This is a genomic window from Magnetospirillum sp. (genome assembly GCA_027532905.1).
Classification (GTDB): Bacteria; Pseudomonadota; Alphaproteobacteria; order CACIAM-22H2; family CACIAM-22H2; genus Tagaea.
This window is the reverse complement of record JAPZUA010000001.1, coordinates 530755-551622: the sequence shown is the minus strand read 5'-3', so window position 1 is coordinate 551622 and position 20868 is coordinate 530755. Positions and strand designations below refer to the sequence as shown.

13 protein-coding genes are annotated in these 20868 nt (G+C 65.8%); 3 read left to right on the top strand and 10 right to left on the bottom strand.

Translation table 11 applies throughout. The annotated features are described in order from the left end of the window. Positions 1–74: 74 nt before the first annotated feature. From O9320_02640 to O9320_02625, 4 genes are read right to left on the bottom strand one after another with little or no spacing between them, the layout of a single operon-like run. A complete protein-coding gene (locus tag O9320_02640; protein ID MCZ8309721.1) occupies positions 75–1154 on the bottom strand; it encodes a DUF4340 domain-containing protein in 1080 nt (359 codons plus the stop codon). A gap of 33 nt (positions 1155–1187) precedes the next feature. After that, the gene (locus O9320_02635) at positions 1188–3095 is read right to left on the bottom strand and encodes a Gldg family protein (GenBank protein MCZ8309720.1); all 1908 of its coding nucleotides are present in this window, start codon (positions 3093–3095) and stop codon (positions 1188–1190) included. A 4-nt stretch (positions 3096–3099) separates the two neighbouring features. Then, a complete protein-coding gene (locus tag O9320_02630; protein ID MCZ8309719.1) occupies positions 3100–3834 on the bottom strand; it encodes an ABC transporter permease subunit in 735 nt (244 codons plus the stop codon). A gap of 4 nt (positions 3835–3838) precedes the next feature. After that, positions 3839–4783, bottom strand: a complete 945-nt coding sequence (locus tag O9320_02625; protein MCZ8309718.1) for an ABC transporter ATP-binding protein — start codon at positions 4781–4783, stop codon at positions 3839–3841. Positions 4784–4933: 150 nt separating this feature from the next. Here O9320_02625 and fliG point away from each other — a divergent pair, with 150 nt between their 5' ends. Beyond that, a complete protein-coding gene (fliG, locus tag O9320_02620) occupies positions 4934–5959 on the top strand; it encodes a flagellar motor switch protein FliG (GenBank protein ID MCZ8309717.1) in 1026 nt (341 codons plus the stop codon). A 4-nt stretch (positions 5960–5963) separates the two neighbouring features. On the opposite strand, the gene O9320_02615 is transcribed toward fliG, so the two are convergent. Further along, complete coding sequence (locus tag O9320_02615) at positions 5964–6596, bottom strand: LysE family translocator (protein ID MCZ8309716.1); 633 nt, start codon at positions 6594–6596, stop codon at positions 5964–5966. A 7-nt stretch (positions 6597–6603) separates the two neighbouring features. Next, positions 6604–9183: a TIGR02302 family protein gene (locus O9320_02610; GenBank protein ID MCZ8309715.1), complete on the bottom strand. Its 2580-nt coding sequence runs from the start codon at positions 9181–9183 to the stop codon at positions 6604–6606. Between the two features lie 262 nt (positions 9184–9445). Between O9320_02610 and O9320_02605 the strand changes: the two genes are divergently transcribed. Further along, positions 9446–16438, top strand: a complete 6993-nt coding sequence (locus O9320_02605) for a calcium-binding protein (protein MCZ8309714.1) — start codon at positions 9446–9448, stop codon at positions 16436–16438. Here the strand turns inward: O9320_02605 and lysA are convergent. The 3 genes from lysA to argH are packed head-to-tail and all read right to left on the bottom strand — an operon-like array spanning position 16435 to position 19336. Continuing rightward, the gene (lysA, locus tag O9320_02600) at positions 16435–17715 is read right to left on the bottom strand and encodes a diaminopimelate decarboxylase (protein ID MCZ8309713.1); all 1281 of its coding nucleotides are present in this window, start codon (positions 17713–17715) and stop codon (positions 16435–16437) included. The genes O9320_02605 and lysA overlap by 4 nt on opposite strands. Next, entirely contained in the window at positions 17712–17906 is a 195-nt protein-coding gene (locus O9320_02595) for a lipoprotein (GenBank protein MCZ8309712.1), read from the bottom strand. The genes lysA and O9320_02595 overlap by 4 nt, the downstream gene beginning before the upstream one ends. Further along, positions 17903–19336: an argininosuccinate lyase gene (argH, locus tag O9320_02590; GenBank protein MCZ8309711.1), complete on the bottom strand. Its 1434-nt coding sequence runs from the start codon at positions 19334–19336 to the stop codon at positions 17903–17905. The genes O9320_02595 and argH overlap by 4 nt, the downstream gene beginning before the upstream one ends. On the opposite strand from argH, the gene O9320_02585 reads away from it, so the two are divergent. Beyond that, positions 19335–19928, top strand: a complete 594-nt coding sequence (locus O9320_02585; protein MCZ8309710.1) for a TlpA disulfide reductase family protein — start codon at positions 19335–19337, stop codon at positions 19926–19928. The genes argH and O9320_02585 overlap by 2 nt on opposite strands. On the opposite strand, the gene O9320_02580 is transcribed toward O9320_02585, so the two are convergent. Beyond that, on the bottom strand, positions 19907–20806 hold the full coding sequence (locus O9320_02580) for a zinc-ribbon domain-containing protein (GenBank protein MCZ8309709.1): 900 nt from the start codon (positions 20804–20806) through the stop codon (positions 19907–19909). The genes O9320_02585 and O9320_02580 overlap by 22 nt on opposite strands. Between the last annotated feature and the right edge of the window lie 62 nt (positions 20807–20868).

The window sequence follows — 20868 nt, the reverse complement described above, 5'->3', positions numbered from 1 at the left end:
CCCACAAGATATTGTGGGTAAGCGACTTTCCGACTTATCCCCAGGACTCACAGAGGCCTTTTGGACCGCCCGACTCAGGGGGTTTTGTCTTCGACCAAATCATTGAGGCTGCGGGTCATGTATTCGATTTTGTAGCCGGGCAGGCGATAGGCCCAGCCGCTCGTACGCGCATTGAGGGCTGCCACTTCTTTGGCGACGTCGTCGGAGGATTTGAGCTTCGTACCCTCGGGCAAAGGCTCGACGGCGGCGGCGGGATCGAAGCGGGCGTCGAACCGCACCCAGACATCCGCGCCGTCGCGCGCACGCTCGGCGCGCACGACGAGGCCGTCGAAGCTGCGATATTCCGAATAGTCGGCATCGGCCGAGAAGGCGAGGCCGTCGGCCTTGCGCACGTCTTCGAGTTCGAGCCCTTCAAGCGCACTCGCCACGAGATTGACGTCGAAGGGCGACTTGATCTTCTTGTCGTCGGGAAGGTCGGCAATCGCAAAATCTTCGTCGGCCGGTTTCTCGCGCGAAACCGCGAGCACCGTGCCTTCGGCATCGACGACGCGGGCCGAAGCGATGCGTTCGCGCGCAATGTCGCCCAAGCGCCGGTCGAGCCAGCGTGCCGCCTCGCGCTCGACCGCGACGCGCCCCTGCGCAAGCCACACTTGGTTCTGGTCGGCGAGGCGCACGAAAGTGCCGTCGCCGGCCGTCCCCTGGCGGCCGAAGCGCGTGCGGCCCACAAGCAGACTCGCAAGCGGCTGGTTGTTCGGGCCGAACAACGTCACGCGGGTTGCCTTCTGGTCCGCGCCTGCGCCGTCGAGATCGATCTCGCCGTGCAAGGCCGGATTGGCCGTGCGCGCCTCGAGGATGCGCAAACTCGCCATGTCGAGCGCCAAGCGCCGCACAGGCTCGAACGCGACCGGATAGTCGGACTTGCCGGGCAGCGACCAGTTGCCGTCTGCACCGCGTTGGAGCGCGAAGGACACACCGCCGCGATCGATCTCGACGCGCGAAAGCCCGTCGATGCGCGCGGCCAGGCCCGGCAGCACGGGCTGGTTCTGCATCGCCGCACTTGCGTCGGGCGCGTTGCGCTGTTGGGCTGCATAGAAGGCGCCCGCCCCCGCCGCGAGCGTCAGGCCGGCCAGCACGACAAGCGTTTTGGTGCGCATCTTGGCGTCTCTTTTCCGAAGGTTGGTCGCTTCTTAGCCGCTGCGGCGGCGCAGGCGCGCAAGGCCAAGTCCGATCGCCAGCAAGGCGACCAAAGCCGGGACCGCACCGATATTCACCGCCTTGGTGAAGGTCTGCACGGCCTCGATGTCCTGGCGCAGATCGCGCTGCACGTCGCGCAACTCGCGGCGCACGCCGATGAGCTCGGCGCGGAAACGGTCGATCTCGGTCTGCTGGTCGGCCGTCAGGATCGATCGGGGTGCTTCTTCGCCGCGCGGGCCGCCGCGGCCCTGCAGTTCGGCCAAGCGCCGCTCGGTCTCGCGCAGCTTCTCGCTGAGCTCGCGCTCCTTGGCGCGGAAGCGCAATTCGGCCTCGCGCTGGATGTCGGCCAGCAGCGTGAAGGGGCGCTGCGACAGGCCGCGCCCGCGCAGGCCGATGAGATCCGACGAGCCCAGCAGATTGTCGACCGCGTTGACCACGAAATCGCCGTTGTAGGCGGCCGGTGTCGCCACGCGCTGGCCGAAGAAATCCTGCACCTGCACCCAGAAGCGGTCTTCGAGCATGTCCGTGTCGGCCACGACGATCACGTTGATGGGGCCGGTCGATTGCGCGAGATGTGCGGCCGTGCGGGCCGGTTGGCCTTCGGCCACCGCAGGGGCTTCGGCAAAGGCCGATTTGCTTTGGCCGCGAATGCGCGCGGCCAGCGCCAACGAAGTGCCCGATGGTTTGAAATTCGCGAGCAACGCCGCCGGATCGGGCTGCGTGCGTACTTCGTCCACACTGATCGCCTGCGATTGCGCACTCGTCCGCAGCAGCGGCACGAATTCGGTCGTCGCACCTTCCTTTTTGGCCAGGATCCCGGTCGACGCCATTTGGATCGTGCTGGCTTCCGTCAGCAGCACGTCGCTGCGCTCGAAATTCGCCTCGCGCAAAGACAGCCACAGCACATAATCGACCGCGCGTACGCGGCCCTCGGTGCCGGCATTCACGCGCCGGGCGGCCGCCCGGTCGCCCGCGAGTTTGTCGTCTTCCATCGACAAGCCCCACGCGTCGAACAGTTTTGCAAGGTTCGAGCCGGTTGGGCCGCCCATGGCGGCAGGCCCGCCGCGCGCCATTTCGCCTTCCGACATCGGATCGACGAACACGAGGGCGCGGCCGCCGCGCAGCACGAATTGGTCGATCGCGTAGAGCGTGGGCTCGGGCAGGTTCTTCGGATGCACGACCATCAATACGCCGATCTCGGACGGGATTTCGGCGGCGTCGCGCGCCACGGGGCGAATGTCGAAAAACTGGCCGAGCTGCGTATAGACGGCCCAAGGCGGGCTCGGCTGGCCGCGGCCGCGGAACTCGCCTTCCATGGGCAGGCTCGACAGCATGCCGACCTGCGGCTTCTTCGTGACCGACAGATTGTAGACGGCCTTGGTGAGATCGTATTCGAGGAAGCGCTCGCGCTCGGGCTGGAAGAACGGAATGGTTTCTTCGCGGTCGGCCCCGTTGGTGCCGACGAGCCCGAAATAGACCGTCTCGCCCTGCTGATTGAGCGGCACGCCCTGCAGGCCGAAAGCGACTGCGCGGTCTTCTTCGTCCGAATAGGGGGCGGGGTCGATCACTTCAAGGCGCAGACGGCCGCGCGCATTGTTGCGGTATTCCTCGAGCAGTTCGCGCACGCGCTGGGCATAGACGCCGTAGCTCGGCACTTCGCGGCCCAGACGCTCGGAATAGTAGAAGCGCAGCACGATCGGCTCTTCGATCTTGCCGAGGATCGTGCGCGTTCCCTGGCTCAAGGTGAAGAGCCGGTCCGAGGTGAGATCGAGGCGCGCACTCGCGAACAATAGATTGGCCAGCATGTTGACGGCTACGAACAGCAGCACGGCGAGTGCGATGCCGGCACCTGCGGCCGCCGCACGCTTGGCGGCGATATTCGAAGGGGCGTTGCCTGTCATCGGATCAACCCGCCTTTTTCAGTTCGACGATCGCGGCATTGACGAATAGGCACGCCGCGACGAGCGAGACGAAATAAACGACGTCGCGCAGGTCGATCACGCCGCGCGAGATCGCGTTGAAATGGGTGAGGAAGCTGAAGCCCGCGATTGCGTCCACGAGCGCACCCGGCGCCCAGCCCGAGAAAAACGACAGCACGAGCGGCGTGCCCGCAACCGTGAACACGAAGCACACGGCCGCCGAGATCACGAACGCCACGACCTGGCTCTTGGTCGTCGCCGAAATCGCCGAGCCGATGGCGAGATAGCCCGCACTCATCATGGCGGAGCCTACATAGCTTGCGAGCACAATGCCGTTGTCGGGATCGCCGAGCCGGTTGACCGTGATCCAGATCGGGAAGGTGAGGGCGAGGGCCAGCACCACGAAGGCCCAGGCCGCGAGGAACTTGCCGACGACTGCTTGGCCCACGGTGATCGGCAGCGTCAAGAAGAGCTCGATCGTACCTGAGCGGCGCTCTTCCGACCACAGCCGCATCGCGATGGCCGGAATCAAGAACAGATAGAGCCACGGATGGAACGAGAAGAAGGCCTGCAGATCGGCCTGGCCGCGCTCGAAGAAATTGCCGAGATAGAAGGTGAAGACGCTGGCCATCACCAGGAAGATGACCAGAAACACGTAGGCGACCGGGGTGGCGAAATAGCCGCCGAGTTCGCGCTTGAAGATGAACCAGATATTGCGCATGGCGTCAGGCTGCTCGGGCGGTGGTGGTGATGGTGCGGAATACCTCGTCGAGGCGGCCGCGTTCTTCGCGGATTTCGTCGATGCGAATGCCGCTGGCGCGCGCAATGGCGCCGAGCTCGGCAAGCATGGGCATGCCCGCGCGCGGGAAGGCGGTCAGCATCGCCAACCCGTCTTCGCCCGCGATACGTTCGAAACCGCCCACGCCCGCATGCGCGCCGAGCGCTGCCTGCAACGCGTCGATTGCCGAGGCATCGGTCACAAACGACACTGCGTAGTGCCAGCGCGAGCGCTTTTCGAGCGCTTCGGGCGTGCCGTCGGCCAGCACGCGGCCTTTGGCGATGATGATCGCGCGCGTGCAGATCGCATCGACCTCTTCCAGGATATGCGTCGAGATCACGATCGCCTTGTCGGCCGCCATGCTGCGGATGAGGTTGCGCACCTCGTGCTTCTGGTTGGGATCGAGCCCGTCGGTGGGCTCGTCCAGGATCAGCACGTCGGGGTCGTGCAAGAGCGCTTGGGCAAGGCCCACGCGCCGCTTGAAGCCTTTCGAGAGCGTGTCGATAGACTGATTGAGGATGCCCGCTAGCTGCGTGCGTTCTACCGCCGCTGCCACGCGCTTGGAGCGTTCGGCGCCGTCGAAGCCGCGGATGGCGGCGATGAATTCGAGGAAGGCGGCCGCCGTCATGTCGGGATAGGCGGGTGCCCCTTCGGGCAGATAGCCCATTTTGCGCTTGGCGGCCACAGGGTCGGTCTGCACGTCGAAGCCGCAAATGCGCGCGGTCCCGGCCGTGGGCGCGAGGAAACCCGTCGCCATTTTCATGGTCGTCGATTTGCCGGCCCCGTTGGGGCCCAAAAAGCCCAGCACTTCGCCGCGCGCGACCGAAAACGACACGTCGTCGACCGCGCGAATATGGCCGAAATATTTCTTCAGGCCCTGAATCTCGATCATTGCCGCTGCTGCCCTGGAGAACCCGTTTTTTCTGCGTCTGCCGGTTCGACCCTCCATTTAGGGGAACTGCGGCGGATTGCAAGATATTCGAGGCCTGGTTTCGGCCGCTCGTTTTGCCAAGCGGACGAATCGGCGTAAACTGAGGATCTTATGGCTTCATCGCGCACCGTCGACGACTACCGGACTTTGACCGGCTCGGAAAAGGCGGCCATCCTGCTTTTGGCCGTCGGCGAGGAAAGTGCGACCAAAATCTTCGCGATGATGGACGACGAGGAGATCAAGGAACTCTCCCTCGTCATGGCGGGTTTGGGGGCGGTCAGCGCCCAGGTCATCGAGCAGTTGATCGGCGATTTTGCGGCCCAGATGGGCCAGGCGTCCGGTCTCGCCGGGACCATGGAAGGCACCGAGCGCTTTTTGGGCAAAGCGCTCGGCAAGCGTGCGGGCGGCATCCTCGACGACATTCGCGGGCCCCGCGGCCGCACAATCTGGGACAAGCTCGCCTACGTGCCCGAGCAGATGCTGGCGGCCTACCTCAAAAACGAATATCCGCAGACCGCCGCCGTCGTGCTGTCGAAGGTTACGCCGGCCTATGCCGCCAAAGTGCTCTCGCAGCTCAACGACAATTTCGCGATGGAAGTCGTCACGCGCATGCTGCGTCTCGACACGGTGCCCAAGGACGTGCTCGACGAGATCGAGGCGATCTTGCGCAACGAATTCATGAGCAACGTCGCCAAAGCGCCGCGCAAAAACAGCCACGAGGCGGTCGCCGAGATTTTCAACGAACTCGAAACGGCGACCGAGCGGCGCTTCATGGGGGCCCTCGAAGAGCGCGTCCCCGAAATCGCCGACAAAGTGCGCGACAGCATGTTCAAGTTCGAAGATCTGGCGCGGCTCGCACCGGCGGGCGTGCAGACGCTGCTGCGTGCGATCGACAAGCGGCGCTTGGCCCTGGCGCTCAAGGGTGCGCCCGAAGAGGTGCGCGACATTTTCCTCGCCAACATGTCCGAGCGTGCGGCCACGCTGCTGCACGACGACATGGCGGCGTTGGGCCCCGTGCGCGTGAAAGAGGTGGGCGAGGCGCAGCGCGCCATCATCGATCTCGCCAAGGATCTCGCGTCGCGCAACGAAATCGTGCTGAGCGGGCGCGGCGGCGGCGACGACGATATGATTTTCTGAAAGCTCAGCCGGGCTTACGCGCGAAAGCGAGGGCAAGCCCCAGGGCCGCGATCGACGCACCCGCAGCACGGCGAATGCGGCGGATGGCGACGGGATAGCGCGCAAGGCCGTCGCGCGCGTGCGATGCCGTAAACGCCACGACGACGTCGGCGCCCGTATTGAGCGCCACCGAAATCGTGCCCAGCACAATGAATTGAAGGGCGACCGAACCTGCCTGCGGATCGACGAATTGCGGCAGGAAGGCGAGGAAAAAGGCCGCCGTCTTGGGATTGAAAATCTCCACGACGATGCCGTCGCGAAAGGCGCGTGCGGTTCCGGCGGCAGTACCGTCGGGGGCGGTCAAAGGTTCGCCCGCCTGGCGCCAAGTTTGGACGCCGAGCCACACGAGATAGATCGCACCGGCGATTTTGAGCAGCGTGAAGGCTTGCGCACTTGCGAGCATCAGCGCCGAAACGCCGACAGCACCTGCGGCGACATGCGCAAGCCCGCCAAGGCCGGTGCCGAAGCTCGAGGCAAGCCCGTCGCGTCGGCCGCCGGCAAGGCTGCGCGCGGCAACGTAGAAGATGCCGGGTCCCGGCGTGATCGCGATCACGAGGGCTGCGGCGAGAAACAGCAGCAGATTGCCGAGGTCGAACATCGCGGCGCTAGAAGCGGCGCAGCAGGCGTTCGAGATAGTCGCGCTCGACCGTCGGGCGGCTGCGTTCGCCCAGGCGCCGGATCAGCTCGTCGAGAATTTCCTGCGAGCGCAACAGCTGGCCTTCGCCGACCTGGGGAACACGCTGGTAGCTGTCCGACAAGGTGCCATTGTTGCCGTCGGGGCCGCGGCCCAGCGGATCGCGGTCGTCGGCCTGTTGCTGGTTGAAGGCGTCGTCGCCCGCACCTTCGCCCTCGGCCTGGCCGAACCGTTCCATCATCTGGCGCATGGCGTCGCGCGCGGCCGAGCGCATCTGGTCGAGCGCTTCCATCTGCGGGCGGAGTGCGCGCGAGGGGGCCCCACGCTGCAATTGGCCTTGCGCGTCACGCATCGAACGTTCGGCGCGCCCGAACCCGTCGGGCACCTGGCCCATCATGTCGCCGAGCTGGCCCATGAGATCGGCAAGGGCGCCGCGCAGCGCTTCTTGCTCTGCGGCATCGCCTTCGCCGTCCCCTTCGCCCTCGCCTTGCTGGCCCTGTTGACCCTGCTGGCCTTGTTGACCCTGCTGCCCTTGCTGGCCCTGCTGGCCGGGACGAAACTGGCCGGGCCGGTTCTGCTGCGAACGGCGGAAAGTGCGGTCGATCAGGCTCTGCTGGCGGCGCATCATCTCCTGCAGGCTTTTCATCATTTCCTGCGCCTGGCCATCGCCGGGCTGGCCGTCCTGATTGCCTTCGCGCTGGGCCTGCTGCACGCGCAGATTTTCGAGCATCTGCTGGAGCCGCGACAGCAGATCGCGGGCCGCGTCGCGCGCCCCCGTGCGCGCGAGCTGGCGTGCTTGGTCGAGCAGCTTCTGCAGATCCTGGCGCTCCATGCGCTGGGCGTTGCGATCCGGCGGCTGGCGGCTTTGGTCGGGGTTGCGCAGGGCCTGCTCGAGCATGGCGCGCAGATGCCGGTCGATCGCCGCCTGCAATTCGCGCATCAGCTGCTCGATTTCGGCGTCGGGCGCGTTTTTGGCGAGCGCTTCCTGCAGCCTTTCCATGAGCGCGCGCAATTCGCGCTCAGTGCCGGATTGGCGGCCGTCTTCGATGCGCAAGGCCGTTTCCCACATCAACCCTTGCACGTCTTCGAGCACGTCGCCCAGGTTGGCGGGATCGGCGCGCAGCAAGCGCAGCGAGGCGATACGCAGGCTCAAGAATACGGTCTGGTCGTCGGCATATTGGGCGGGGTTGAGGCCGATGGCGGCGAGGGCGCGGGCAACGCCGGTGCGAAGTTCCGGATTGCCGATCAGCAATTTGCGCTGCTCGATCACGGCGCGCGCCACCGGATGTTCGAACAGCCGCTCGGGCAGCACCCAGTCGAGCGTTTCGGACACGCCCGATTGGCCGGTTTCGTCCGACGCACGCAAGGTCACGCGCACGTCGAGGCCGGCCCAGGGGTGGCTCGTGAGATCGTGCAGGCTGATAGCCGTGCTGTCTTTGGCGCGCAGGGCCGAGAGCGGCAAGGCAAGATCGATGGGCGCACCCGGGCCAGGCTTTGCATCGGCCGGGCGGCGGATTTCGGCGACCACGCCCGATAGGCCGTAATCGTCGCGCGCGCGATATTCCATGCGCACGGCCGCGCGCGGATTGCGCTGCGGCGGGGCAACGAACTCGACTGTCGGCGGCGCATCGGGGATCAAACGCAGCGCCCACGAGGCAAGCGTGCCGTTGCCCTGTTCGATCGTCAGGCGCTGGCCCTCTTTGAGGTCGGCGGCGACGCGCCAAGCCTGCAGGCTTGCGGGCCCGGCCGGGGTAGTCGCTGTAAGGGCCGCATTTTCCATTGGAGCAAAAGCCTGCACGGTCGTATCGACGACCAGCCGCGGCTGGCCCTTGCCGCCGGCGACCTGGGCGATCACCTGGCTGCCGACGGGCACTGCGATTTCGTTGACCTCAAGGCGCGGCAGCACGGGTGGCAGGCCCGTATAGGCCGGCGGTGTGATCCAGAGGTCGAGCGTGCCGGGCAGCGCTGCGATCGTTTCCACGCCCGGCGACAAAGCGCGCGCAAAATTCCGCCCGGCGCGGTCGCCGCCAACGGCAATCGCCACGATCAGCACCAAACCCAACACGACGCGCAGAGCCAGCGGATCGCGCATCGCCATGCCGGGATGCGGCCATCCGGCGCGCAGGCTGGCCAGCATGCGTGCGACGCGGGCGCGGTGGGCGGCCCACAAAGCCTGCGCCATCGCATCGTTCGAGCCGGGCGGCAGACGGTCGTCGAGCGTGGCGAGCGGGCGATGGGCAAGGCCGCTCGCGGTTTCCACGCGCCGCCGTGCGGCGGCTGGGTCCGGCAGGCGGAAGGCCTCGCGCGCGTGCCACAAGGCTGTGCCGAGGGCCGCACCGAACAGCAGCAAGGCAGCGCCGTGGCCGAACCAATGCAGCCGCGGCAGCAGATCGAACAGGGCGACGGCTATGAAGAGGGTGAGGACCGCAAAAGTTGGCCACAAAGCGGGCCACAATTTTTCCCAGGCCAATGCGAGCCGTGCACGCCACAAAAGAGCGGGGACCCGGGGAAGGCCCGGACCGGTCGGCGGCACTTGCGGCGTTTGAGGCATTTGCACCCCATCGAAGGTAGAACGCGGCGTCGCAAAAACGAGTCGTAGAGAAAGACCTTGCAACAATCATGCGCGGCCAAATGCAAGGTGTCTACCGTCACGGCGTGGCGGGTCCCGGCAGATTCTGCCGGTCTGTTCCTGCCGGTCGGCATCTAAAGTGCCCGCTGAAACATTCCAACCTATTGATTTTATTTGTTTGTTACATGGTCCAGGGCTTGCGATGGGGGATGCAGCAGATCACCATTTCAAGGATTGCCCGCAAATGTCGACATCCATCGTGACGCTCCCCTCGACCGGCGGCAGCTACAGCTATTCGAGCCTGGGGACCATGGTTGGGGACGCCGCCGACGACACGGTGACCTTCACGGCTGCGCTCACCGGCGGCACGGTTGATCTGGGCGACGGGTTCGACGCAATCATCTTGAGCAACGCAGGCAGCCGCCTGACCATTTCCAATGTCGAGGCCATCACCGGCGGTTCGGGTGCCGACTCGGTCACGATCGACAGCGCCCTTGTCGGCGGCTCGATCGATCTGGGCACTGGCAACGACCGGCTCGTGCTGTCGGACGCCGACAACACGCTGACGGTCACGAACGTCGAAACCATCGTCGGCGCGGCCGGCAACGACACGGTCACGTTCGGCATCGGCATGCTCGGCGCTTCGGTTGATCTGCGCGCCGGCAGCGACGCGCTGGCGCTCGGCGGCAACGGCAACCGCGTGACGGTCTCGAACGTCGAGACGATCACCGGCAGCACGGCGATCGACACGGTGGTGCTCGGGGCTGCGATCGTCGACGGTTCGATCGATCTGGGAGCCGGCAACGACCGCCTGATCCTCGGCGGTTTCACCAATACGGTGACGCTCGCCAATATTGAGGTGATCGTCGGCGGCGGCGGGGCCGACAATGTGACTCTCGCAACCGCCTATTCCGGCACGGCCACCATCGATCTCGGCAGCGGCAGCGACACGCTTATCCTCGGCGATTTCGCCAACACGGTAACGGCCGCTAACGTCGAAACGATCGTCGGCGGCGTCAATGCCGACACGGTTGCCCTTGCCGCCGTCATCGCCAACGGCTCGATCGACCTCGGCGATGGGGCCGACCGCCTGGTGCTCGGCAATTTCGCGAACACGCTCACGGTCACCAACGTCGAAACGCTGATCGGCGGCACGGGGGCCGACAGCGTCACGCTCGGCACCGTCTATATGGGCGGCGAAAGCTTCAATCTGGGCGCGGGCAGCGACCGTTTGACGCTCGCCGACGGCGACAACGCTGTGACCCTCGCCAATATCGAAACGATCATCGGGGCTGCCGGCGACGATACGGTCACGCTCGGCGCCGTCATGACCGGCGGCCTCGTCGATCTGCGCGGCGGCACCGACACGCTGGTGCTGGCTGCAGGCACCAACCGCATCACGGTTTCGAACGTCGAAGCCCTGATCGCCGGCTCGAGTGCGGACACGATCACGCTCGGCACGGCGTTCACCGACGGCACGGTCGATCTCGGCGGCGGCGCCGACCGGCTGATCCTCGGCAACACGGCCAATACGCTGACGGTCGTCAATGTCGAAACCGTCGTGGGCGGCTCGGCCGCCGACAGCGTCACGCTGGCCTCGGGCTATCTCGCGGGCGAGCGCATCGACCTGCAGGCAGGCTCGGACCATCTGACGCTCGCCGACACCGGCAACACGGTGACGGCTTTCAACATCGAATCGATCATGGGCGGTGCGGGCGACGACACGGTCACGCTGGCGACCGCCCAGTCGACGGGCTCTATCGATCTCGGGGGCGGCTCCGACCGCCTCGTGCTCGGCAATTTCTCGAACACGCTCACCGTCACAAACGTCGAAACGCTGGTCGGCGGCACAGGGGCCGACAGCATCACCTTCGGCATGGCCTACCAGAGCGGCGAGACTTTCAATCTGGGTGCCGGTGCCGACCGCCTCGTGCTCGACGACGGCGACAATTCGCTGACCCTCGTCAACATCGAAACCACGATCGGCGGGGCAGGCAACGACACGGTCGCGCTGGGGGCCGTGATGACGGCGGGTCTCGTCGATCTGCGCGGCGGCAGCGACCAACTCACGCTTGCCAACGGCAACAACCGCCTCACCGTGTCCAACGTCGAGACGCTGGTTGCAGGTACGGGCAACGACACAGTCACGCTGGGTTCGGTTGTTTCGACCGGCAATATCGATCTTGCGGGCGGCAACGACCGTCTAATCCTCGGCAATTTCGCCAACACGGTCACGCTCGTCAATGTCGAGACCGTGGTCGGCGGCACGGGTGCGGACGACGTCACGCTGCAGAACGCCTACGCGGCCGGCCAGACGGTCGATCTCAGCGGCGGCAACGACCAGCTCACGCTGTCCGACAATGCCAACACGCTGACCATCGTCAACGTCGAATCGGTCGTCGGCGGTACGGCCAACGACACGGTTTCGACCGGTGCCGCGATGGGCTTCGGCTCGATCGATTTGGGCGACGGCACAGACCGCGTGGTGCTCGGCAATTTCTCGAACTCGCTCACCATCACCAACGTCGAAAGCATCGTCGGCGGCACCAACACCGACAACATCACGCTCGGCACCGCTTACAATGGCGGCCAGAACTTCAATCTCGGTGCCGGCAACGACCGCTTGGTGCTGGCCGACGGCGAAAACACCATCACGGTCGTCAACATCGAAACCGTGATCGGCGCTGCTGGCGACGATACGGTGACGCTGGGTGCCGGCATGACGGCGGGCCTTATCGATCTGCGCAGCGGGTCGGACACGCTGATTCTGGCGGCGGGCGGCAACCGCATCACTGTCTCGAACGTCGAAACGATCGTCGCCAATTCGGGTGCCGATACGATTACCTTCGGTTCGGCGATCACGTCGGGCCAGGTCGATCTGGGTGCCGGTGCTGACCGCCTCATCCTCGGCAATTTCGCCAACACGGTCACGGCCGTGAACGTCGAAACGGTGGTCGGCGGCACGGTCGCCGACGACGTGACCTTGGCCAACGCCTTCAATGCCGGCCAGACGGTCGATCTGGGCTCGGGCAGCGACAAGCTTACGCTCGCGGACGCCGCCAACAACATGACCGCGCTCAATGTCGAAACGGTCGTGGGCGGCACGGCCAACGACACGGTGTGGCTGGCCTCGGCCGTTGCCGGCGGCTCGGTCGATCTGGGCGACGGCACCGACCGGCTCGTCTTGGGCAATTTCGCCAATGCGCTGACCGTCACGAACGTCGAAAGCCTCGTCGGCGGCACCAACAACGACAACGTCACGCTCGGCACCGGCTACACGGCCGGCGAAACCTTCAATCTCGCGGCCGGCAACGACCGCCTCGTGCTGTTCGACTCGGGCAATACGATTACGGCCGCGAACATCGAAACCATTGTCGGCGGCTACGGCTACGACACGGTCACGCTGGCTTCGGCGACGACGAGCGGCCTCATCGACCTCGGCGACGGTTCGGATGCGCTGATCCTGTCCTCGGGCGGCAACCGCCTGACGGTCACCAATGTCGAGACGATCGTCGCGGGTTCGGGTGCCGACACGATCACGCTGGGCTCGGCCATCGAGACCGGCACGGTCGATCTCGGCGTGGGCAGCGACCGTCTAATCCTCGGCAACTTCAACAACACGCTCACGCTCGTCAATGTCGAGACGGTGGTCGGCGGCACGGGTGCCGACGACGTGACGCTGACGGCCGCCATCACCGACGGACGCACGGTCGATCTCGGCGGCGGGCGCGACATGCTGACGTTGGCGGGTGCCGCCAACACGCTTACGATTCTGAACGTCGAACTCGTCACGGGCGGTACCGGCAACGACACGCTGGCGCTGGGCACGGGCATCGTCGACGGCTCGATCGATCTCGGCACGGGCACCGACCGGCTCGTGCTCGGCAACTACGCCAATTCGCTGACCGTCACCAATGTCGAGGCGATCATCGGCGGAACCGGCAACGACAGCGTGACGCTGGGTACAGGCTTCGTTGCGGGCGAAACCTTCAATCTCGGCAGCGGCAGCGACCGCCTCGTGCTGGCCGACGCCGACAACACGGTCACGGTCACCAACGTCGAAACGATCGTCGGCCAAGGCGGCTACGACACGGTCACGATGGGCACCGTGCTCACCAACGGCCTCGTCGATTTGGGCGAAGGTACCGATCGCCTCGTGCTGGCCGCGGGCGACAATCGCCTAACGGTCGCCAATGTCGAAAATCTCGTTGCGGGTGCGGGTGCCGACACGATCACGCTGGGTTCGGCCGTCACGTCGGGCCAGCTCGATCTCGGCGGCGGCAGCGACCGCCTGGTGCTGGGCGATTTCACGAACACGGTCACCATCGTCAACATCGAAACCGTCGTCGGCGGTTCGGGCGACGATACGGTGTCTCTGGTTTCGGGCTTCGCGTCGGGCCAGACCTTCGATTTCAGGGGCGGCAACGACCAGCTCCTGCTGGCGGACGCCGCGAACTCGATCACGGCTACGAACGTCGAGACCATCGTCGGCGGTACGGGTGCCGACACGGTCACGCTCGGCACCGCCATGACCGACGGCAGCATCGATCTGGCGGCCGGCAACGACCGCCTGGTGCTCGGCAACTACGCCAACTCGCTGACGATCACGAATGTCGAAACGCTGGTCGGCGGCACCGGCGCCGACAACATCGTGCTCGGCACCGCCTACAGCGGCAACGAGCTTTTCGATCTCGGCAACGGCAGCGACCAGCTTGCCCTTGCCGACGGCACCAACACGATCCGTGTGGCCAATATCGAGACGATCTACGGCGGTTCAGGCGACGATGCGGTGACGCTGACCGGCGCCATGACCAACGGCAACATCGATTTGGGCTTCGGCAACGACCGCGTCACGCTCGTGTCGGGCACCAACCGCCTGACCTTGTCGAACGTCGAAACGATCGTCGCGGGCTCGGGTGCGGACACAATCACGCTCGGTTCGGCCATCACCAGCGGTGCGATCGATTTGGGTGCGGGCAGCGACCGCCTGATCCTCGGCAATTTCGACAACAGCGTCACGCTCGTGAATGTCGAGACCGTCGTCGGCGGCTCGGGCAACGACAATGTGACGCTGTCGGCCGCCTACAATTCGGGCGATCCGTTCGATCTCGGTGCGGGCCTCAACGAGCTCACGCTCGCCAATGCGGCCAACACGATCACGATCCGCAACATCGACACGGTCACCGGCGGAACGGCCGCCGACACCGTCACGCTGGCGACCGCGATCACGCAAGGTTCGATCGATCTTGGGGCCGGCAGCGACCGGCTCGTGCTCGGCAACTTCGCCAACACGCTGACCGTGACGAACGTCGAAGCTCTGGTCGGCGGGACGGGCAGCGACAACGTCACCTTCGGCACGTCCTACACCGGCGGCGAGACCTTCAATCTCGGCAACGGCTCCGACACGCTCACGCTCGCCGACAGCGGCAACCGCATCACCGTCACGAATGTCGAGGCTTTGGCCGGCGGCAACGGCGACGATACGGTCACGCTCGGCTCGGTGATGACCAACGGTGCCGTGCATCTGGGCTCGGGACGCGACGCGCTTATCCTTGCGGCCGGCAACAACTCGCTGACCGTGGGCGGGGTCGAAACGCTGACCGGTTCGACCGGAACCGACACGATCACCCTCGGCACGGCGATCACGAGCGGCTTCTTCGACCTCGGCAGCGGCTACGACCGCCTGTCGCTCGGCAATTTCGCCAACACCATCACGGTTTCGAACGTCGAGACGATCGTCGGCGGTTCGTTCGGCGACGACATCACGCTCGGCACCACCTACATCACCGGCGACACGTTCGATCTGGGTGCGGGCGGCGACAAGCTCACGCTCGCCGACGGCGGCAACACGATCACGCTCGTGAACATCGAAACGCTGGTCGGCGGTTCGGGTGCCGATACGGTGGTCTTGGGAGCGGCCTTCCAGAGCGGCACGGTCGATCTCGGCGTCGGCAACGACCGCCTCGTGCTCGGCAACTTCGCGAACACGCTCACGGTGCTCAATGTCGAAACGCTGGTCGGCAGCTCGGGTGCTGACGTCGTCACGTTCGGCACCGCCCTCGTGGGTGCGACGATCGATCTTGCCGTCGGCAACGACCGCGTCGTGCTCGGCGACTTCGTCAACACGGTCACGCTTTTCAACGTGGAAGCGCTGACCGGCGGCGCTTCGACCGACAACGTGACGCTCGGCACCGTCTTCACCGGCGGCGAGACGTTCGATCTCGGGGCGGGTACGGACACGCTCACGCTTGCGGCGGGCGGCAACACGCTCACCGTCGCCAACGCCGAGTCGATCTACGGCTCGACCGGTGCGGACTCGATCACGCTGGGCGCTTCCACCTTGCGCAGCGTCGTCGACATGGGGGCGGGCTACGACTCGTTGACGCTCGGGACCGGCAACAACACGGTCACCATCTTCAACGTCGAAACCCTGGTCGCGGGCAACGGCAACGACACGCTGACGCTCGGCGACGCGCTCGTGCAAGGCACCATCGATTTGGGCGGCGGTGCGGACCGCCTGGTGCTGGGCGACTTCGACAACACGATCACGGTCGCGAACATCGAAATCATCGTCGGCGGCAACGGCAACGACGATGTGCACCTGACGACCTCCTACACGGCTGGCCAGCGCATCGATCTCGGCAACGGCAACGACCGCGTCACGCTGAGCGCGGGCGGCAACACCGTCACCCTCACGAGCGTGGAAACGGTCATCGGCAACAGCGGCGACGACACGGTTTCGCTCGGCACGGTCGTCACGTCCGGCACAATGGATCTGGGCGGCAGCAGCGACACGTTGATCCTGGCCAACGGCACCAACACCGTTACGGTCGCCAACATCGAAGCGATCGTCGGCGGCAGCGGTGCAGATACGGTCATCGTCACGGGCAATCTCGACGTCGCCATCCTCGGCGGCGGCGGGGCCGACCAGCTCTACGGCAGCTCGGGCCGCGACTATCTCGACGGCGGCAACGGCAACGACTATCTGAGCGGCGGGGCGGGCGTGGACACGTTCGCCGCCTCGGCCGGTGCCGACACGATCGCCGACTACACGGCCGGCGACAAGATCGACCTCAGCGGCTTCAAGGACTTCAATTCGCTGGCAAGCGTTGCCGACGTCGCGAGCGACGTCTCGGGCGGCTTGCTGCTGAGTCTTGCGACCGGCGCCTCGGTCACGATCCTCGGCAAGAGCGTCGCCGACCTCTCGTCGATGTCGGGCGACTTTATCTACGGCTAGCGCTTGGGTTTGGGCTTGGTCTGCCAGGGTGCAAGCGCATCCTGGCCGATGAGCTCGGCCAGCGTCTGGCGCGCGCGCACGGCTGCGTGCCGTTTGCCCTTCACAAGCACTTCGGGGGCGAGCGGGCGCGCATTGTAGGTCGACGACATCACGGCACCGTAAGCACCCGCCTGGCGCACGGCCACAAGATCGCCCTGGTCGAGCAGCGGCAGCAGCCGGTCATGCGCGAAAAAGTCGCCGGACTCGCAGACAGGCCCCACCACGTCGTAGAGGCGCTTTTTGCCTTTGCGCGGAGCTGCGACCGGTTCGATCGGCATCCAGGCTTCGTAGAGCGTGGGTCGGATGAGATCGTTCATCGCCGCATCGAGAATGGCGAAGCTCTTGGCCGAGCCTTTTTTGACGTATTCGACGCGCGCGACGAGCGCGCCCGCATCGGCCACGAGCCAGCGCCCGGGTTCGACGATCAGGTCGAGGCCCAAGCCCTTCACAGCCGCACGCACGGCCGACGCATAGGCCTTGAGATCGGGCGGCGTTTCGTCCTTGTAGACGACACCGAGCCCGCCGCCGAAATCGATGCGCTTCAGTGCATGTCCTTGCGCGCGCAAGGCCGTTGCCATGTCCGCCATGCGTTTGAAGGCCGCGCGATAGGGGGTCACGTCCGTGATCTGGCTGCCGATATGCGTCGAGATCGCCTCGATGGCGATGCCTTTGAGGCTACGCGCTTGTTCGGCAAGCGCCATTGCATGCGCGATTTCGATACCGAATTTGTTTTCGGTTTTACCGGTCGTGATCTTCTTGTGCGTCTTGGCATCGACGTTCGGATTGACGCGCAAGGCCACGCGCGCAACGCCATGCTGGGCCTGCGCCACCGCCGACAGGCGTGCGAGTTCCTCGCCCGATTCGACGTTGAATTGGAGAATGCCGGCATCGAGGGCGAGCGCCATTTCCTCGGCCGACTTGCCCACGCCTGCAAACACGATCTTGTGCGGCGGCACGCCCGCCTGCAGCGCGCGCAGCAATTCGCCCGCCGACACGATGTCCGCACCCGCCCCCAGTTTCGCGAAGGTGGCGATCACGGCCTGGTTCGAGTTGGCTTTGAGCGCATAGCAGATGGTGGGCTTGAGATCGGCCAAGCTCGCCGCAAACAGCTTGTAGCGCGCTTCCAGCACCGACTGGCTGTAGAGCCACAAGGGCGTGCCGTACTCGGCGGCGAGTTTGGAGACCGCCAGCCCGTCGCAGTAAAGGGCAGCGTTTTTGCGCGTAAAGCCGATGTTCATGGCGTTGTTCTCGGGATGAAATTGTCGTCGATGGTGGGGGCCGGTGCCGGTGCGCGTGGCGCGTTGCCGGGATAGGCGCGCGGAAAACGCGGATCGACATTGGCCGGCGCTTCCGGATCGGCTTTGCGGCCGCACGCAGCGACGGCGAACACCAGCGCCAGGGCCAGAAGAGCCGTGAGCAGACGCTTCACAGGAACCTCCGGCGCGCCGCTGCCACGGCTCTCTTGACATTGACGGGTGCCGTACCGCCGAAACTCGTGCGGCTGGCGACGGAGTTTTCCACGCCCAGAACTTTGAACACCGACTTGTCGATGCGCGGTTCGATCGCCTGCATGTCGGCGAGCGAAAGATCGGCGATGTCGCAGCCTTTTTCCTCGGCCCGGCGCACGATGCGGCCCGTCGCGTGATGCGCCTCGCGGAACGGCATGCCGAGCACGCGCACGAGCCAGTCGGCCAAGTCGGTCGCGGTCGTGAAGCCCGCACTTGCCGTTGCCTTCATGCGCGCGGCATCGACCGAGATGTCGTCGATCATGCCGGTCATAGCGCCGATCCCAAGCATCAGCGCGTCGGCGGCGGCAAAGCAGCGCGCTTTGTCTTCCTGCATGTCTTTGGAATAGGTGAGCGGCAGCCCCTTCATGACGGTGGCAAGCCCGATGAACGAGCCGAGCAGGCGACCCGTGGAGGCGCGCACGAGTTCGGCTGCGTCCGGATTGCGCTTCTGCGGCATGATCGAGGAGCCGGTCGTCCATGCATCCGACAGGCGCGCGAAGCCGAATTGCGGGCCGGTCCAGAACACGATTTCTTCGGCGAGCCGCGACAGATGCAAGGCCGCGATCGCGGCTGCGGCCAGAAACTCGAGGGCGAAATCGCGATCGGCCACGCTGTCGAGCGAGTTGGCGGTCGGCCGCTCGAAGCCCAGCTCGCGCGCTGTAAACTCGCGGTCGATCGGGAACGAAGTGCCGGCAAGGGCAGCGGCCCCCAGCGGGCATTCGTTCATGCGGCGGCGCGCATCGGCAAAACGCGCGCGGTCGCGGCCCGCCATTTCGACATAGGCCATCAGATGGTGGCCGAACGTGACGGGCTGGGCGGGCTGCAGATGCGTGAAGCCCGGCATGACCGTGCCCGCATGGAGGGCGGCTTTGTCGATAAGCGCGCGCTGGAATTCGCGCAACGCCGCTTCTGCGCGGTCGCACGCCGCGCGCACCCACATTTTGAAGTCGAGAGCGACCTGGTCGTTGCGCGAGCGCGCCACATGCAGCCGCTTGGCGGGTTCCCCGATCAGGTCGGCCAACCGCGATTCGACGTTCATGTGGATGTCTTCGAGCTCGGTCTTGAACAGGAATTCGCCTTGCTCGATTTCGCGGCGTACTTCTTCGAGGCCGCGCACGATCGCGGCGACGTCCTTGGCCTTCAGGATCTTCGTGCGCGCCAGCATCTTGGCGTGCGCAGTCGAGCCCGCAATGTCTTCGGCATAGAGCCGCCGGTCGACGTCGATCGACGCATTGATCTTCTGCATGATCGCGTCGGGGGCGACGCCGAAGCGCCCGCCCCACATTGGGTTGGCGGGGGGCTTCGTGGCGGTTTTGTTTTTAGGGCGGGAAGTCTTTGTCGGGCGGGCCATGGCGACCTATATTAACAGCATGCAAAACGCGAAGACCAACCGGCGAACGGTCCTGGCCCTGGCGGCGGGCGCGACCCTAGCGCTTGGCGCAAAGGGATCAAGTGTTTTCGCCCAGGCGTCGGGCTTTGCCGGCAAGATGGGGCCGTTCAAGGCGCATCGCGAGCCGGTGCGCCCGCCGGAAATTTCGTTCCAGGATGCCGACGGGCGTACGCTCGGGCTCGGCGATTTTCGCGGCCGCGTCGTGGTGCTGAACTATTGGGCGACATGGTGCGCGCCGTGCGTGGAAGAGATGCCGTCGCTCGACCGTCTGCAGGCGCAGATGGGCAAAGCGGGTGTGGCTGTGCTGGCGATCTCGGTCGATCGCGGCGGGATGCGCCAAGTCGCACCGTTTTTCGCGGCCAATACGCTTGCCAATCTGCCCGTCTATCTCGATCCGTCGGGGGCTTCGATGCGCGCCTTTGCAGTGCGCGGTCTGCCGACCACGATCGTGATCGACCCCGACGGGTTCGAGCGCGGGCGGCTCGAGGGGGCGGCTGCGTGGGATAGCCCCGCCGCCGAGCGCTTGCTGCGTCAGTATTTGTCCAAGAACTGAATCTGAAGCTGGTTCGCACCGGCGGGCGGGTTCGCAAGCTGGGTTGCGAACATCGCTTCCGCACCCGGCTCCAGCCGCGCGATTTCGGCGGCGAATTCCCAACCGGCGACTTCCGTGCCGCTGGCATCGCGCAAGACCGCGCGCATTTGCGGCACGTTGCGCGGCAGATCGGTTGCGTTGCGAACGCGGCCCGTCACGAGCAGCGCAGGTGCGCCGTCGAGCGTGCCGCGTGTGGGCACGGGCGCGACGACCTCGAGCCCTTCGCCGGGCAGGGGTACTGCAAACTGCAAAGCTTGGTAGATCGGGCGCGTCTCGGGGAAGCGCGCCATGATTTCGGTCTGTGCGAAGATGCCGACCCCGAGCACCGATGTGGTCAGCGCAAACAGCAGCCAGCCGATCGCGGCTGCGATCGAGCGGCGCTTTGGTGCCGGTGTTGCCATCGCGTCCGCCGGCTTGAGGGCAGCCGGCATCGGGTCGGACTCGGCGGCGAGCGTTTCGCGCACCGCGTCCATCGTACGCTGGAAACTCTGGGCGGCCGGGATGGGATCTTCGGGCTCCTCCATCGGCGGCAGCGGCCGGGCGGCCGGCATCGGCATGGGTGGCGGCGGAGGGGGCGGTGGCGCGGGTGGGGGCGGCGGGGGCGGGGTATAGCCGCGTCCCGGTGCTTCCGGCATGTCGAGCTGTTCGTCGTCGCCGAAAGACTGGCGCATGCGCTTGGCGGTCTTGGGGAAGCGCGGATTGACTTCGAGGATCGCCTGGCGCGGTTTTTGGTGCCAACTATGGCCGCAATTGCCACACCGCACGGTGCGCCCGGTATTGCCGAGGGCCTCGTCGGGCACGCGAAAGCGCGTAGAGCAAGTCGGGCACGCCAGAATCATAAGGCTTTTATAGGGCCTTAGACGGCACGGGGGCAAGCTTGCGCCGTCTTGCCCGCGCGTGC

Coding starts and splice junctions, on each gene's coding strand:
- O9320_02640 (MCZ8309721.1), bottom strand. CDS start 1,154: ATGCGCACCAAAACGCTTGTCGTGCTGGCCGGCCTGACGCTCGCGGCG.
- O9320_02635 (MCZ8309720.1), bottom strand. CDS start 3,095: ATGACAGGCAACGCCCCTTCGAATATCGCCGCCAAGCGTGCGGCGGCC.
- O9320_02630 (MCZ8309719.1), bottom strand. CDS start 3,834: ATGCGCAATATCTGGTTCATCTTCAAGCGCGAACTCGGCGGCTATTTC.
- O9320_02625 (MCZ8309718.1), bottom strand. CDS start 4,783: ATGATCGAGATTCAGGGCCTGAAGAAATATTTCGGCCATATTCGCGCG.
- fliG (MCZ8309717.1), top strand. CDS start 4,934: ATGGCTTCATCGCGCACCGTCGACGACTACCGGACTTTGACCGGCTCG.
- O9320_02615 (MCZ8309716.1), bottom strand. CDS start 6,596: ATGTTCGACCTCGGCAATCTGCTGCTGTTTCTCGCCGCAGCCCTCGTG.
- O9320_02610 (MCZ8309715.1), bottom strand. CDS start 9,183: ATGCCTCAAACGCCGCAAGTGCCGCCGACCGGTCCGGGCCTTCCCCGG.
- O9320_02605 (MCZ8309714.1), top strand. CDS start 9,446: ATGTCGACATCCATCGTGACGCTCCCCTCGACCGGCGGCAGCTACAGC.
- lysA (MCZ8309713.1), bottom strand. CDS start 17,715: ATGAACATCGGCTTTACGCGCAAAAACGCTGCCCTTTACTGCGACGGG.
- O9320_02585 (MCZ8309710.1), top strand. CDS start 19,335: ATGGCGACCTATATTAACAGCATGCAAAACGCGAAGACCAACCGGCGA.
- argH (MCZ8309711.1), bottom strand. CDS start 19,336: ATGGCCCGCCCGACAAAGACTTCCCGCCCTAAAAACAAAACCGCCACG.
- O9320_02580 (MCZ8309709.1), bottom strand. CDS start 20,806: ATGATTCTGGCGTGCCCGACTTGCTCTACGCGCTTTCGCGTGCCCGAC.